Raw genomic sequence first — 15,130 nt, forward strand, 5'->3', positions numbered from 1 at the left:
TTGACCAAGTCATGGACGTGCGGGATATTTTAGCCAATGTAATGCTACTGACTGATGACGATAAAGCCAACGACAGTGATGGCTGGATTGCCTTTACGCTCACCGCGATAGGTTTAGTGCCTGTGCTCGGCTCCGCGGTAAAAGGCGTCGGTAAAGTGGTGATTAAAAACAGCGGCGACACAATAGAAGCCGCAATTGCAGTCCTTCGTAAGTTGGGTAAAGGCGACCCCGTTCAGTATTTACGTAAAATAAATTGGCAAGACCTAGGTAAACAAGCAGCCAGCGAAGTAAAAGCCTTTATAAAAGGCCTGCGCGATACACTTCACGAAATATCAACAAGTTGGCAGTATGATGTGCTATTGCCACAGCTTGCCATAGACGGCATGCAAGCCACCATTAAACAGCTTGATGAAATAGCACCTAAAATAGACCAAGGCGTTAAAGGCGCAGCCAGTGAAATTGGCAATCGCGTAAACAAAGCCCTTGATGAATTCGAACCACCGAAAAGCACCGGTATTGTGGGTAAACCTAAAAAGAGCGTTGCGAATGAACTAGATGCGCCGAAAGGGAATGATTTAAAGGGGGCTGAGAGTAAAAAACTATCTAACTCAGTCAACAAAAAATATAGCTCAAATTTAGTTAATAATCGCAAGATGTATAAAACCGATCTTGACTTTATGTCAGGAATACCAACACATGTTGATTCAAGTGTCCATAAAAGTATTAGAGCTAAAATTGAAGGTGGTTGGTCAAACCTTGATTTAATGAAAAATGGTAATGCCCCTATAGGCAAAGACGGTAAGCAAATAAACTTACATCACATTTTGGGACAAGAGCCAAGCCCAATGGTTGAGCTTTTATCTTCGACTCATAAAAAACATCATAAAGCTTTACACGGTCTAATCGAAGATGGTAAAAGTTTTAGGAATAACCCTTCGCTCCAATATCAGTATGAAAAATTTAAAAAAGAATACTGGAAACTTAGAGCACAAGATTTTGAGTAGGTAAATCTGTATGAATAAATATAGTGAGTTAATAAAACAACTTGATTTGAGTGAACACGAAACCTTTTGGCAAGGTTCGGCTGACTTGAAAGAAATTGCACTTCTTGAACAGCTAATTTCGATAAAACTCCCATATTCATTAGTTAATTTTTTAAAAGAATGTGGTGGAGGAGGAACAATCGATGCCGAGTTATCTGGTATTGAAGATAATAATGCTACTTTGAAGCTTGGAGGAACGATATTAGGTGACACACTTGATTGCAGGGAAACATTTGAATTACCCCCACATTTAATTGTGATTTTTTATAAAGAAAATGAAATTTGTTGGTGCTTAGATTCTAGTACCCAAGAAAAAGAATACCCACTAGTTAATTATAATTTATTTAAAAAACAAGTTGACGGAGTAATAGCTGACTCCTTCCTCTCATTCTTTTGTGAGTATGTTGAGCTTAGAACCTCGTAGAATCTATATAAGCTAATTAAATACGCTAAGGAAAGCCAATGCAACCTAATATTAAAAACATCCCGCAACACCTAGGTCAGTACCTTTATCAGCAAATAGATGCGCCATGGCATGAAGCTCAGCTTATTTTAGATTGCGAAAACAACAATATACTTGAGTGCAAAGCCTACTTTATTAAAGCAGACGACGAAACACAGCATGCAATTACTGTATCTGAAAACATAACAGCGTTGTTTAAAACGTTATTTGACCACGCCATTAAAAATGAAGTGGAAGATTGGCAACGCGCTATTTTTACCATAACTCGCCAAGGCCAGTTTAACTTAAACTTTGAGCGCGATAATAACGATGAAGATACTTTATTACTTTAAATAAGCAGTACAAGCATAGCGTTCAATTTATTTAATACTTCATAAATTAATAACAATAATTGAACCTGAGCTGGATACATATTAAACTGTACGCCAATTTGTTTTTTAAACAAACGAAAGTCAAGGAAGACGAGTTAGGTACCCCAACTTATTAATACTCCTCCATGATATTTCGTGACATTTAACATTTATTATTTAAAATAATTTTACGGAGTACCTATGAAAAAATTAAGCGCACTTTTGGGTTTACTGTTATTAAGCGGTTGTTCTACACCTCCTCCAGCCCAAGAAACTGAGCAAGTAGTTTTAGAACCTATTGCAGAGATTAACGAAGTAGCTGCACCAATTTCATTAACTGTTATTACTAACCCTGCTGATGCTCGCGTTCGTATTATGAATATCAACCCTGTTTATAAAGCGGGTATTGAGCTTAAAGAAGGTAAATACGATATTGAAGTAAGCAAAGCAGGATACCTTACTTACAGAAAATGGGTTTCAGTTGATAAAAAAACAATACTAACTGTTGAACTCGATACAATGGAAGCAAGCCAATCGGCTCAGTAAGCTTCTCAGTACGTTTTAGTTTATATGCCTTAGCCTGGTTAATTTAATAACTGGCCTAAGGCATATTAAACCCTTCATAAAGCCACAAATATCCTACTGCGAAATAACTACCAACATTCACTAAAATACATAACCACAACACAATAATAAAACGTCGCTTTTGCGATTTATGACGAAGTAATTGTTGAGCAAGTAATGCCCCCGGCCATCCTCCAAATAATGTAAGTAGCTGCAGTGTACGCTCTGGCGTGCGGTTTACTTTTGTATGTGAAGAGCGCTTAGCTTGTCGCTTATCCCACGCGTACATTAAAAAAGTTATAGCACTTAATACACTTATATAACCAGGTACATATATTGGTATATAAACAGGTAAGTATTGCAGCGGGTAAGCTAACCAAATGGCAGCTAAATAAAGCAATGAGAATGTGATTAATATTTTCTTTATCAATTAATTATCACCTATACTGGGCTTATAAGAGCCTAACAACGAGAGCCAAATTATGACATATTTTAAATCGCTATTCTTAGCATTATGTTTATGCACATTTAGTAGCTTTGCTAATGAAACTGCCAGTAACCTTGATAAAGAGCTAGAAGTGTTTAAACCTTACTTAGGAACGTGGCAAACAGACTTTAAAGTACCAGAAGGCGCTAAAAAAATACAAGATGTTGGCCGTTGGGAACGCGCTTTAAACGGTAAAGCTATTCGTACCATGCACTCGATTAACGAGGGTGAGTATGGCGGTGAGTCGATGATTTTTTATGATAGCAAAAAGAAGTCACTCGTATTTTATTATTTCACTACGGCAGGATTTTACACTAAAGGCACAATAACGGTATTAAGCCCTACTCAGTTTGTAGCCTATGAGGAAGTAACAGGCAGTAAAGAGGGAGTGACTAAGGTTAAATCTACTAGTGATTTAAAAGACGATAAGTTTATTGTATCGACCTCTTATCTTAAAAAGGGTGAATGGACTAAGCCCGAAAGCAGAAGTTATACACGCAGTACAAAAACGGTTAAATTTAAATAGCCGCGATTTATAAACACAAAAAAGGCAGCCAAAGCTGCCTTTTGTCATTTATAAAATCGTATTTATTTTACGTATTTTTTAAATGCAGCGTCTACTGGTGTATCAGCAAGGTGATTAGTGTAGTTGCTCATTACTTTTTGAGACAAGCCTACAATAATTTCAAGTAGTTGTTGCTTACCGTAACCTGCTGCAAAGAATTTTTCGATTTGCTCATCGCTGATCACGCCACGTTCACGTGTCATTGCGAGTGTAGTTTCACGAAGAGTTTCTAGCTTAGGGTTTTCAAGTGGTGTTTTGTTTACAAGTGCATCAACAACACCTTGATCAACTTTCATTGCCGCTGCAATACCACTGTGAGCAGGAACACAGTAATGACATGCGTGCTCAACGTTAATTGATTGCCATACTACTGTTAGCTCTTCTGCATTGAATGATGTTTTTTGAAACAGCTCATGCAGTACTTGGTAACCTTTAAGTAATGTTGGTGCTTCAGCCATTACTGCATGTAAGTTAGGAAGCATACCAAATGCTGCTACTGAATCAGCTAGTAACGGTTTTGCTTCTTCTGGTGCGTTTTCTTGAGTGTATAAAGTAAATTCGGCCATGGTTAGCTCCTAATAATTAATAGTTTTAAGTAACTTCGAGACACATAGTATTTGATTTTGAGCGACTGTTCAAGTTAAAATTGAGCAAATGTTCAAATTGATTGAGAATGATATGGCTAATAAGGTTAAATTTGAACGCGATAATGTAGTTCGCGTTGCAAGCCAGCTATTTTGGCAAAAAGGTTTTCATGCAACCTCAACGCGTGACTTACAAGAAGCCGTTAATATGCGCCCGGGTAGTATTTACTCTGCGTTTGGCTCTAAAGAAGGGCTATACTGCGAATCGCTGAAAGATTACACAGTACAAATGAAAACCCAAATAGAGGGGTTTTTATCAAGTGCCGATACAGTACTTGGTGGATTACGTGCGTTTGTTGAAAACGTGGTAATTAAAACAAAAGATTGCAGCCCAAGCGCTATTTGTATGCTGGTTAAAGCAAACAGCGAGTTTGCAGAAAAAGACTCAAACCTATACGAGTTAAGCTTAGATTTAACAGCTCAATTTGAAGCTTATTTAACGCAGTTGTTTACACAAGCAATAAACAAAGGTGAGTTAAGTAATACGTTGACCGCTGTTGAATATGCGCGCTTTTTTCAGGTGCAATTTACAGGTTTACGCGGTTATTTTAATCGTCCTAATGTAGAGCAATTTGCTGAGCCAATGATCAACCAAATGTTTATGTTGATTAAAAAGTTATAAATAGCAGTTATCGCGCATTCTCAATAAGTCATACTTATTTTACTAAATAAAAATGGCCAGTATTTACTGGCCATTTTTTTGTGCTTAAAACTTAATTTATAAGTTACGTTTTAAGCTTATTTAGCTCATTATCTTGCTGGGCAACAAGTGCATTAAGCGCTTCGCTGCTATCCCCTGCTTGTGTAGATAAGTCAGCAAGTTGCGATGCGGCATCAGATATAAGCGTTAAATTACGGTTTATTTCTTCAGTCACTAAGCTTTGCTCTTCGGCAGCGGTGGCAATATGTGTAATTTGATTGGTTATTTCATCAACTTTAACGACAACACTGTGCAGAGCATCAAAAGCTACTGATGTTTCATCAACGGCATTTTGTGCACGTACTACGCCTTTTTCAATAACGGTAGATGCGTTACCTACTTCAGATAATAAACTATCAATTAACTGGCTTATGTCATCTGTTGATGAACGCGTTTTAGAAGCAAGTGCACGTACTTCATCAGCAACAACGGCAAAGCCTCGCCCGTGCTCACCAGCGCGCGCAGCTTCAATGGCTGCGTTAAGTGCAAGTAAGTTTGTTTGTTCTGAAATAGTACGAATTACATCTAATATTTGCGTAATGTCTTTACTACGCGAAGCGACTTTTTCAACTGCTTGGTTAGCTTCTTTAATTTCTTCAGACATCGTTTTAACTTGTGTCATCGCTGACGATAAGCTCGACTCACTGCTTACTACCAAGCTATTTATTTCATCGGCTTGTTGGGCTGATTGCTCTGATGCTCTGGCTACTTCGAGTGCTGTTGCGCTCATTTCGTTCATAGCCGTTACCACACTTTCAATTTCTTGAAATTGAGATTGAACATTATGCTTAGTATCAATAGCGATGTGTTGTGCTATTTCGCCTTGCTGTTTAGTTTGCTCAGACACCGCTTTTAGTTCAGAAATTAAATCACGTAGTTTTGCTAAAAATCGATTAAACCCACCAGCTAATGCAATAAGTTCTGCGTGGCTATCAACATGCAATGTATGCGTTAAATCACCCTCAGAACTTGCGAGGTTATCAACCCGCTGTTGAATTTGTTGTAGCGGCGCTATTACACCTGCAATTACTAATTTCATAATAACAAAAGCAACCACAGCAATTATTAAGCCTGTAATTAAAATAATAAACCCGAGTGATGCTGCTGTTTCTTGCATGTTTTTTTCTAGCGCTTCAGGCCCTGCAAGTGCTAGGTCTGTAGGTACTTCTATGATTAATGACCACTGAGTGTTTGCTAGTTTTATATCAATTGGATAATTTACTAAATATTCACTATTTGTTTTAAAAATACCGCTTTGCCCTTTAGACTTTTCAATATCATTAAATATAGTAGAACTAACAGCCTCTTTAATTGGGCGCCCTAATTTAGATTTATAATGACTGCTGCCTACAACTAAACCTAAATCACTTAATAAGGTTACTTTAGCTTGACCATTGTAAAGCTGCTTAGAAAGCTGCTCAGTCATTACTTGAAAGGTTGGTAGAGTTAAATCAACGCCTGCTAAACCAATAAACTGGCCTGACTTTAAAATAGGCACGGTTAACGAAGTTAGCATTACCGAATCGCCCGATGGGATTTCGTATAAATACGGTTCCATAATACAAGGCTTAAGTGTGTCTTTTGCGCACAAATACCACTGCGCTTCGCGAATACCAAACTCATTAAGCGTTGTTATGTATTTATCGGCGGCATTCGCTACTTTTTGTTGTTCAATTATGCCTTTTTGATCGCGAGTTATGTATACCTCTAACGTACCAGCACTATCTACTGAATGCTTATACCCTTGTTGATATTGAGAATCTTGCCCATCAAAAGCGTTTGGTTCAAATTGAGAATAAATAGATGATAAGAGAGTGTTTTGTTCTAAAACCGCTTTATTTATACTGACAACTGTATCTCGGTCTAAAGTGTTTTGTTTTGCTGCATTGCCAAGTAATGCCGCTAATGAATAAGGAACACGGTAAGCTTCATTAATAAAGCCAGCAATTTTTTCTCCGTATCCAGCCGCATGAGCATTAAGCTTTTCTTCTACTTCTACAATAATGTACTCTTCGGATTTGGTCGCTAACTGCTTATTACTTGATGATAACTGCCACCACAAAATGCCTGATAGCACTAGTACAGTTATAAATATACTACCGACACTTAGCCAGAGTAACTTTTTTGCTAACGATATTTCTCGCATTCATCACACCCTTTAAATTAAAACTACTGATACAGTTTAGTAGATCTAACCAACGAAGCTATGAATATCGTTAAACAAATTGAATTTAATACAATACGTTGAGTTTTTTAAAGTTTAGCCAAACGTGCCGTTGTAATTGAGGCTGCAATTAATAAACATACACTTACCCATAAACACGCACTAAGCCCATATACTTGAAAAACCCAGCCAGAAAGCACCGTACCAAGCAAACGCCCTATCGCATTGGCCATATAATAAAAGCCAACGTCGAGCGACACCCCATCGTTTTTAGCAAAACTTACTATTAAGTAACTATGCAGCGATGAATTTACAGCAAATACACCACCAAAAATAAGTAAGCCGATTACAAGCGTAAAATGTACCGCTACATCAAATTGCATCAACAACGCTAAAATGCCAGTTACGCCACTTAATAGAGCAACCCACCAATACGCTTTTTTGACTGAATGTGAGTTTGAATCACTTTGCCCTGTTATACGCGGTGCTTGCGACTGCACCAATCCATAAGCAATTACCCACAAAGCCATAAAGCCGCTTACCCACCAGTGATCCCAGTTAAACTGAGCGGCTAAGTAAACCGGCAATGCAACCACAAACCATACATCGCGCGCCGCAAACAAGCATAAACGCGCTGCACTAAGTAAGTTGATTGCCCGCGATTTAGAAAATAATTCTTTAAACTTAGGTTTGTTTTTAGCTTTACCAATATCGCCTTTTAAAAAAATTAAACTAATAACCCACGCAACACTAAGTAAAGCAATTAGGCTTATTAATGCCCCCACAAAACCAAATACGGTAAGTAATAAGCCGCCTAAAAAAAAGCCCACTCCTTTTAACGCATTTTTAGAGCCCGTAAGTATGGCAATCCATTTATATAATTGGCTTTGCCCTGCATCGTCTTGTGGTACTAAATACTTAATGGCGCTCTTTGCGCTCATTTTATTTAAGTCTTTAGCTATGCCACTCAGTGCTTGCGCTGCCATAACATAGGCAACGGTTAGCCAATCTCCAGGAACGCAAAGCATGGCCAAAGCTACAAGCTGTAGCCCAAGCCCTACATTCATGGTTTTGTTTAACCCTAAATGTGCTCCTAGCCATCCACCTACTAAATTGGTGATTACGCCAAAAATTTCATAAAACAAAAACAACATGGCTATTGCAAATGCACCATAACCCAACTGATGAAAATACAGCACCACCAGCATCCTTAGTGCGCCATCAGTAAGGGTAAATGCCCAGTAATTACCGGTAATTATTAAATATTGTTTTATAGAACTTGGTAAACTAGCTAACTGAGCAAACATAGCGTTAAACCTTTTTAAACAAGATTAAACCACATCACTTTGTGCAACTTTAAGCATTAGCTCAGCCGTACGGTTTGCATAACCCCACTCGTTATCATACCAAGCGTATAATTTAAGCTGAGTATTGTTAATTACCATAGTTGAAAGCGCGTCTATGGTGCAGCTACGTGGATCTGTTTTGTAATCTATTGATACAAGCGGTCTTTCTTCGTAGCCTAAAATACCTTGTAGCTCGTTATTTGCAGCGTTTTTAAACCAAGTGTTTACTTCATCTTGTGTAACACCTCGTTCAAGCTCAAAAACACAATCAGTAATGGATGCGTTAGTAAGAGGTACACGCACAGCATGGCCGTTTAATTTACCCTTAAGCTCAGGAAAAATATGCGTAATAGCCGTTGCACTACCTGTTGTGGTTGGTATTAAACTAGTCCCGCACGAACGTGCACGGCGTAGGTCTTTGTGGGGTGCATCTATAATCGTTTGGGTATTAGTAATGTCGTGAATAGTGGTCATTGAGCCGTGCTTAATGCCTACTTTTTCTTGCAGCACTTTTACAATGGGCGCTAAGCAGTTAGTTGTACACGAGGCGGCTGTAACAATTTTATGCTCACTTGGGTTATAAAGGTTATCGTTTACACCCATTACTATATTTAAAATCCCGTCTTCTTTCACAGGAGCCGTTACTACAACGCGCTTAACACCTTGCGCTAAATATTGATTTAGCAGCTCAGTGGTTTTCATTTTACCGCTGGCTTCTATTACTACATCGCAATCTGACCAATCAGTTTCATTTATGGTTTTGTTGTTGGTAACTGCAATCGTGTGCTTACCCACACTAAAGCTATTATCATCACTAGTAACCTGCTGCGCTAAGCGTCCGTGTACTGAGTCAAACTCAATTAAATGTGCGTGTGTTTTAGCATCGCCCGCTACATCATTTACTTTAATAAACTCTATTTCTGGCCAATCAACTGCTGCACGCAGTGTTAAACGTCCCATACGGCCAAAACCGTTAATACCTACTTTAATCGTCATAATAAAATACCTTAATGAGTTAATTTATTTACTAATTAGTTAGTTAACAACAGCTAGCTGCTCTTTCAGGGCGATTACCCATAGTATTTAACCGCGTTAAATCGTTTTCATAAAATGAAGGGTTAGCAGTCAGGGTTTGCGTTAATACATTTTTAGCCCATTCAGGCAGGGCTTTATTAATACTGTAATAAACCCATTGATTTTGCTTACGGTCGCTCAGTAATCCGCATTGTCTTAATTGTGCTAAATGGCGCGACACTTTAGGCTGGCTTAATTCAAGTGCAGCAACAAGTTCGCACACGCACAGCTCTTCTTGGTCGCTAATTAATAGCATTGCTTTTAAACGCGTATCGTCCGCTAAGCATTTATAAAATTGAAGTGGGTTGAATTGTTCCATAGTGTCCTCGCAGTGTTAGTGCATATACAATAAAACAAAAACTAAACATATGAAATAGTGAATATACGATTATTTGTATATTTAAATTATTTTGCTTTAAAACGCAAAAAAGCACACAACGACTAGTTGTCGTTGTGTGCTTTTATAACTTTTCTTTATTTAGTTATTAAATAACAGAAAGCTCTATTTCAATATTGCCACGTGTTGCGTTTGAATAAGGGCATACTTGATGCGCTTTATCTACAAGCTCTTGCGCAGCTGCTTTATCCATATCACCTAGTGATACAGCCAATTTTACTGCAATACCAAAACCGCCTTCAATAGCACCAATAGACACTTGTGAATTAATATGTGTGTCGCTTGGTAAATCTATTTTTTCGCTACCTGCTACAAATTTAAGTGCGCCAATAAAACATGCTGCATAACCTGCGGCAAATAATTGCTCTGGGTTAGTGCCTTGTCCGTCGTCTCCGCCTAAACCTTTAGGTGTTGATAAATTTACATCTAAACGACCATCATCAGATTTAGCTACGCCTTCACGGCCGCCAGTTGCAGTTGCTTTTGCTGTGTAAGCTACGTTTTGTAATACATTCATAATGAACTCCAAAGTTTTAAAATATCAATCAATTTAGTTTGTGTGCAAAATAATAGAGCAAGTAATTAGAGATTGCAAATACTTTGCATGCAAATTAAAATAGCATGTATTGAAATAAAGGATAACGTTATGCCGTTTGAGCAATTAAAGTTAAAAAATCAGTTATGCCACCGGTTATATATGGCATCTAACAGCATTGCGCGTGCGTATCGCGAGCCTTTAAACGAGCTAAATTTAACTTACCCGCAATACGTAGTAATGATGGCGCTGTGGGAGCAAGACGAAATAACAATTGCAGGGCTAATAGATAAAACCGCGATCGACGGCGGTGCAATGACCCAAATACTCAAAAAAATGAGCGAAAAATCATTACTGGCTGTTATTAAAGATGAGCACGACAAACGCAAACGCCTAGTGAAGCTAACCCAGCATGGCCAATCACTTAAGTTAAAAGCAGCCGATATTCCTAAAAATATTTTATGTAAATTTGATAGTGTAGATGCAACACAAGCGAAGCAGTTGATGCAGCTGCTCGATTTAGTAGTAAACGACTTAGCCGATTAGGCTCTTAATTTTTAAACAATAAACGTGTTTTAAAAGGTTTTAAAAATGACTCATATTAAAAAATTACTATTAGCTGCGGCGTGTAGCACGGCACTTTTAAGTAGCAACGCCGTATCTGCCAATACTGCTAATACTGCTGGCCAAAATGCTGATTTAAAAACAGTAGCCACTTTTGATGCGCAGCACCCACCGGGTAACATTGCTATTACCCCATCGGGCAGAAAGTTTTTATCTGTGCACGGTTTTTTTGGCCAAAAGCAAAAAATTATGGAGCTTTTAAGCGATGGTACAACTAAGCCCTACCCTAATGAAGAATGGGCATACGCTTACAATAACGGTAAAGGTTTTTACGATGTGCTTGGCATAAACGTATCAAGCGATGGCGTTTTATGGATGCTCGACACTTCAGGGCCAGATCGCGCTGGGCGCTTAGTGGGTTGGGATACAAATAAAGAGCAACTGCATAAAATTATTTATCTGGCTAAACCTACCATTACCGACACCTCATTTTTAAACGATTTAGTCATCGATAATAAGCATGGCGTTGTATACATTGCCGACACAGCCCAAGGCAGCCAAGCCGCTATTATTACGGTAAACCTTAAAACAGGTGTAGCACGCAGAGTGCTACAAAATAGCCATTACACCACAGCCGAAAATATCGATATGGTTATTGATGGGCGCACAATGAGCCTTGGCGGGCAACCTGCGCGCTTAGGTGTTAACCCAATTACGCTTGACCCTAACGAAGACTGGCTTTACTTTGGATCTATGTCGGGCACGTCGGTTTACCGTATTGCCACCAGCGATATAAATAACGAGAGCCTTTCGGCTAAAGCACTTGAGGATAAAGTTACGCGTTACGGCACTAAGCCAATTTCAGACGGTATTATTGTTGATGGCGGCGGTAACGTATACGTAACCGACATAACCAACGGTGCAATTGGCGTAATTAAACCTACTGGCGACTACGAAGTATTATTTAAAGACGATCGTCTTAGCTGGCCAGATGGTTTTAGCTACGGAGCTGATGATAAAATATACTTTACCGTTGATGATTTACATAATTCGCCTGTACTTAATAATGGCAAAAATCAAAGCCACGGTAAGTTTAAAGTAATGTCGTTCGAGCCTTTAGTAAAAGGAAAAGTAGGCCGCTAATTTACTTTTTAAGTGACTGTATTTTTTAAAAAGCCTTGCACATTTAAGTGACCCAATAGTTGCAGGGCTTTTTGTTAAAAACACACCACACTGGTGCATATTTTAAAAATACTTCACCTCTTTGGTGCTAATTCTTTAGTACATATTTACACTTAAATACTAAACACCTGATTTCTATTCATAAAATATTCAAGTTAATGTTGGCATACTTCTTCCTATAAACTGATGTGTTCAGTGAAAATACCAAGGAAAAACCATGTTCAATTTATACCATACTCTTTACCTTTTATGGCGTTTAGACATTAGCGTTTGGCAAGTTAATGATCCAACAAATACCCGCACTACTGCTGATAAAGAACGCGCCTATGTTAAGTAGCATCGTATTGTGTAAAGGCTTGGCATAAAGCTTAAATGTATAAACCTACTTTAGGCTAAGCTTTTGCACACTATGAAATTTATGAATAAACCTTATTTAATTACTTATTAGCCACCTGATATAAAAACGAAGCTCCCTGCAAAAAATCACACATATAAAAACATCGAAAAATTAGTAAAAACACTGCGTTTATAACTTTGCAAGCAGCCCTATTGCGTTGTATTGTTGCACCCTATTGAAAATTTTTAGTTGGAACGTGTATGCACGCTTTGGAAGTTAATTTTGATGGCTTAGTTGGCCCTACTCACAACTACGCTGGTTTATCGTATGGTAATGTTGCCTCGTTAAATAACGCAGCAAGCTTTTCAAATCCTCAAGAGGCTGTGCTTCAAGGCCTTGAAAAAATGAAAGCCATGCACGACAAAGGCCTAACTCAAGGTGTATTTGCCCCTCATGCGCGCCCCGACTTAAACGTACTACGCCGCTTAGGCTTTACCGGTAACGATGCGCAAGTTATTCATAAAGCGTTTAAAGCCGATCCTATTTTATTACGTGCGTGTTACTCAGCGTCTGCAATGTGGACAGCCAATGCCGCTACGGTATCGCCATCTCCTGATACAACCGACGGCAAAGTACATTTTACTTCAGCTAATTTAAATAATAAGTTTCATCGTTCATTAGAGCCTGCAACCACTACGCGCTTATTAAAAGCCATGTTTAATAACGATAAGTACTTTGCACACCATACCCATTTGCCTGACCAAGGCTTTTTTGGCGACGAAGGTGCAGCAAACCATACTCGTTTTTGTGACAGCCACGGCGAGCAAGGTCTTGAAATGTTTGTATTTGGTGCCAGCGCGTTTAACAGCCAATTACCAAAACCCGCTAAGTTTCCTGCAAGGCAAACACTTGAAGCCTCAGAAGCAATTTGTCGCTTACATAACTTAAAAGATTCAAGCCAAATTTTACTACAGCAAAATCCAGACGTAATAGACCAAGGCGTGTTTCATAACGATGTAATTGCAGTAGGTAACGCCAACGTATTACTGTGCCACCAGCAAGCATTTTTAAACCAAGCTTTGGCACTGCAAGATATTCGCGAAGCGTATGTGGGCAATAAAGAATTTTATATTATTGAAGTACCTACCGATAAAGTAAGCATTACCGACGCTGTAAGTAGCTATTTATTTAACAGCCAGCTAGTGAGCCTTGAAGATGGTTCAATGCTGTTAGTGGCACCACAAGAGTGTAAACGCAACAGCGCGGTTAACGCCTACATTGAAGAAATGATCATGGCGGATAACCCAGTAAACCAAGTGCAGTTTTTTGATTTACGCCAAAGTATGCAAAATGGCGGCGGCCCAGCTTGCTTGCGTTTACGTGTAGCTCTTAATGAGCAAGAACTTGCTGCAGTAAACCCAGAGGTTATTTTAACTGATACTAAATACACACAACTGTGTGACTGGGCAAAACGTAACTACCGCGACAAATTAGGCGCAAGTGACTTTGCAGACTCAGCCCTATTAACTGAAAGCTACCAAGCACTTGATGAGCTTACACAACTACTTAATTTAGGCTCAGTGTACGACTTTCAATTAGAGCGTTAATACCTCAGTCAATACAAAAATAGCGAGCCAAGGCTCGCTATTTTTATTTATGTTTATTTTTATGCTAATACGTATTTAAGCATCTTTTTTAACAGTTATTGTCGATGCCATCGACTCAGATATATGCAGCGTACGCTGCGGAAACGGAATACTCAGCCCAGCACCTTCAATAGCTTCTTTAACGCGTTTATTTAGATCCCACACGGTTTGCCAATAATCACCATTTACAGTCCATGCGCGTAATTGAATGTTTACCGCGCTTTCACCTATTGATGTCACCATTACTTTAGGTGCAGGCTCTGCGAGTAATCGGCTCTCTGATGCGGCTAATTCTTTAAGCACATTTAAACCAACGTCAATCGAGTCGGCATACGAAATACCCACCACTATGTCCATTCGTCTTTTGCCATTACGGGTAAAGTTTTTAATATTGCCACCCCACACTTTACTGTTAGGGGATGCAATATAAAGACCGTCGGTGGTTTTAAAAATAGTAGTAAATAAATGTATTTCACTCACCGTGCCAAGCGTGCCACTGGCATCAACAAAGTCGCCTATTTTAAAAGGTCTGAGTATTAATAGCATAATTCCAGCGGCAATATTGCTCAGCGTATTTTTAAGAGCTAAACCAATCGCTAAACCAGCAGCGCCCATTAGCGCAATTAAGCTTGCCGTATTAACGCCAAAAATATCTAAAATAAATAGCCCGCCAATTATATAAACTAAATAACCAGCAATACTCGATAAAAGAGGAAGCAGCGTACTATCCACTCTTTTTAATGGCGATTTAGAGTTTTTAATCGCTTTTTTAACCGAACGTGCAATAAGCGCGCTCGCAACTAAAATCGCCAATGCTAAAACCACTTTGTAACCTAAAGTGATGATTGCTTCTGAATGGCTTTGCCAAAACGCTAAAAGTTTATCTTTCATGTTTGTTCCGATAAATGTGGCTGAAACTCAGCAAAATAATGGTTAAATTTAATAAAAACCGACTTCAAAAGAAGTGGCGCGAGTATATAGAATAAAAAATTTTAACCTATCTTTTTTAATCACTTATTTCAATTTTAAAAACAACATTAAAACCATGATTTTTGAGACGCAAAGCCCG

Annotated in this window: 17 protein-coding genes; 9 read left to right on the forward strand and 8 right to left on the reverse strand. The window is 38.7% G+C overall.

Annotated features, from left to right (window positions below):
• The 4 genes from I6F45_RS19670 to I6F45_RS19685 form a co-directional block, all read left to right on the forward strand.
• Positions 1-1,004 (forward strand): HNH/ENDO VII family nuclease (locus I6F45_RS19670; RefSeq protein ID WP_197161783.1); only part of this gene is annotated, 1,004 nt, incomplete at its 5' end.
• 10 nt (positions 1,005-1,014) lie between these two features.
• Complete coding sequence (locus tag I6F45_RS19675) at positions 1,015-1,467, forward strand: SMI1/KNR4 family protein (RefSeq protein ID WP_197120069.1); 453 nt, start codon at positions 1,015-1,017, stop codon at positions 1,465-1,467.
• Positions 1,468-1,505: 38 nt separating this feature from the next.
• Entirely contained in the window at positions 1,506-1,838 is a 333-nt protein-coding gene (locus tag I6F45_RS19680; protein WP_197161785.1) for a DUF600 domain-containing protein, read from the forward strand.
• 219 nt (positions 1,839-2,057) lie between these two features.
• Complete coding sequence (locus I6F45_RS19685; RefSeq protein WP_007586203.1) at positions 2,058-2,402, forward strand: PEGA domain-containing protein; 345 nt, start codon at positions 2,058-2,060, stop codon at positions 2,400-2,402.
• A 55-nt stretch (positions 2,403-2,457) separates the two neighbouring features.
• Here the strand turns inward: I6F45_RS19685 and I6F45_RS19690 are convergent, their stop codons facing one another.
• Entirely contained in the window at positions 2,458-2,850 is a 393-nt protein-coding gene (locus I6F45_RS19690) for a DUF1294 domain-containing protein (RefSeq protein WP_165729441.1), read from the reverse strand.
• Between the two features lie 52 nt (positions 2,851-2,902).
• On the opposite strand from I6F45_RS19690, the gene I6F45_RS19695 reads away from it, so the two are divergent.
• A complete protein-coding gene (locus tag I6F45_RS19695; protein ID WP_165729440.1) occupies positions 2,903-3,433 on the forward strand; it encodes a hypothetical protein in 531 nt (176 codons plus the stop codon).
• A gap of 62 nt (positions 3,434-3,495) precedes the next feature.
• Here I6F45_RS19695 and I6F45_RS19700 read toward each other — a convergent pair whose 3' ends face one another.
• A complete protein-coding gene (locus I6F45_RS19700) occupies positions 3,496-4,038 on the reverse strand; it encodes a carboxymuconolactone decarboxylase family protein (RefSeq protein ID WP_007586212.1) in 543 nt (180 codons plus the stop codon).
• A gap of 112 nt (positions 4,039-4,150) precedes the next feature.
• On the opposite strand from I6F45_RS19700, the gene I6F45_RS19705 reads away from it, so the two are divergent.
• Entirely contained in the window at positions 4,151-4,738 is a 588-nt protein-coding gene (locus I6F45_RS19705) for a TetR/AcrR family transcriptional regulator (RefSeq protein ID WP_010553549.1), read from the forward strand.
• Positions 4,739-4,841: 103 nt separating this feature from the next.
• Here the strand turns inward: I6F45_RS19705 and I6F45_RS19710 are convergent, their stop codons facing one another.
• The 5 genes from I6F45_RS19710 to I6F45_RS19730 form a co-directional block, all read right to left on the reverse strand.
• Positions 4,842-6,962 carry a methyl-accepting chemotaxis protein gene (locus tag I6F45_RS19710; RefSeq protein ID WP_165740964.1) on the reverse strand — a complete coding sequence of 707 codons (2,121 nt, stop codon included), beginning with the start codon at positions 6,960-6,962 and terminating at the stop codon, positions 4,842-4,844.
• Positions 6,963-7,069: 107 nt separating this feature from the next.
• The gene (gene arsJ, locus I6F45_RS19715) at positions 7,070-8,287 is read right to left on the reverse strand and encodes an organoarsenical effux MFS transporter ArsJ (RefSeq protein ID WP_165740965.1); all 1,218 of its coding nucleotides are present in this window, start codon (positions 8,285-8,287) and stop codon (positions 7,070-7,072) included.
• 24 nt (positions 8,288-8,311) lie between these two features.
• A complete protein-coding gene (locus I6F45_RS19720; protein ID WP_165740966.1) occupies positions 8,312-9,322 on the reverse strand; it encodes an ArsJ-associated glyceraldehyde-3-phosphate dehydrogenase in 1,011 nt (336 codons plus the stop codon).
• 43 nt (positions 9,323-9,365) lie between these two features.
• On the reverse strand, positions 9,366-9,719 hold the full coding sequence (locus tag I6F45_RS19725) for a metalloregulator ArsR/SmtB family transcription factor (protein WP_165729438.1): 354 nt from the start codon (positions 9,717-9,719) through the stop codon (positions 9,366-9,368).
• Between the two features lie 166 nt (positions 9,720-9,885).
• Positions 9,886-10,314 (reverse strand): organic hydroperoxide resistance protein, encoded by a 429-nt coding sequence (locus tag I6F45_RS19730; RefSeq protein ID WP_165729437.1) that lies wholly within the window; start codon positions 10,312-10,314, stop codon positions 9,886-9,888.
• 129 nt (positions 10,315-10,443) lie between these two features.
• On the opposite strand from I6F45_RS19730, the gene I6F45_RS19735 reads away from it, so the two are divergent.
• The 3 genes from I6F45_RS19735 (at position 10,444) to astB (ending at position 14,022) form a co-directional block, all read left to right on the forward strand.
• Positions 10,444-10,878, forward strand: coding sequence for a MarR family winged helix-turn-helix transcriptional regulator (locus tag I6F45_RS19735; protein WP_165741420.1), 435 nt, complete (start codon positions 10,444-10,446; stop codon positions 10,876-10,878).
• A gap of 45 nt (positions 10,879-10,923) precedes the next feature.
• Positions 10,924-12,039, forward strand: coding sequence for an L-dopachrome tautomerase-related protein (locus I6F45_RS19740; RefSeq protein ID WP_197161787.1), 1,116 nt, complete (start codon positions 10,924-10,926; stop codon positions 12,037-12,039).
• A 636-nt stretch (positions 12,040-12,675) separates the two neighbouring features.
• The gene (astB, locus tag I6F45_RS19745; RefSeq protein ID WP_197120064.1) at positions 12,676-14,022 is read left to right on the forward strand and encodes an N-succinylarginine dihydrolase; all 1,347 of its coding nucleotides are present in this window, start codon (positions 12,676-12,678) and stop codon (positions 14,020-14,022) included.
• Positions 14,023-14,097: 75 nt separating this feature from the next.
• Here astB and I6F45_RS19750 read toward each other — a convergent pair whose 3' ends face one another.
• Complete coding sequence (locus tag I6F45_RS19750; protein ID WP_197161789.1) at positions 14,098-14,952, reverse strand: mechanosensitive ion channel family protein; 855 nt, start codon at positions 14,950-14,952, stop codon at positions 14,098-14,100.
• Positions 14,953-15,130: the final 178 nt, after the last annotated feature.

Source organism: Pseudoalteromonas sp. SWYJZ19 (assembly GCF_015864375.1).
Taxonomy (GTDB): domain Bacteria; phylum Pseudomonadota; class Gammaproteobacteria; order Enterobacterales; family Alteromonadaceae; genus Pseudoalteromonas; species Pseudoalteromonas arctica.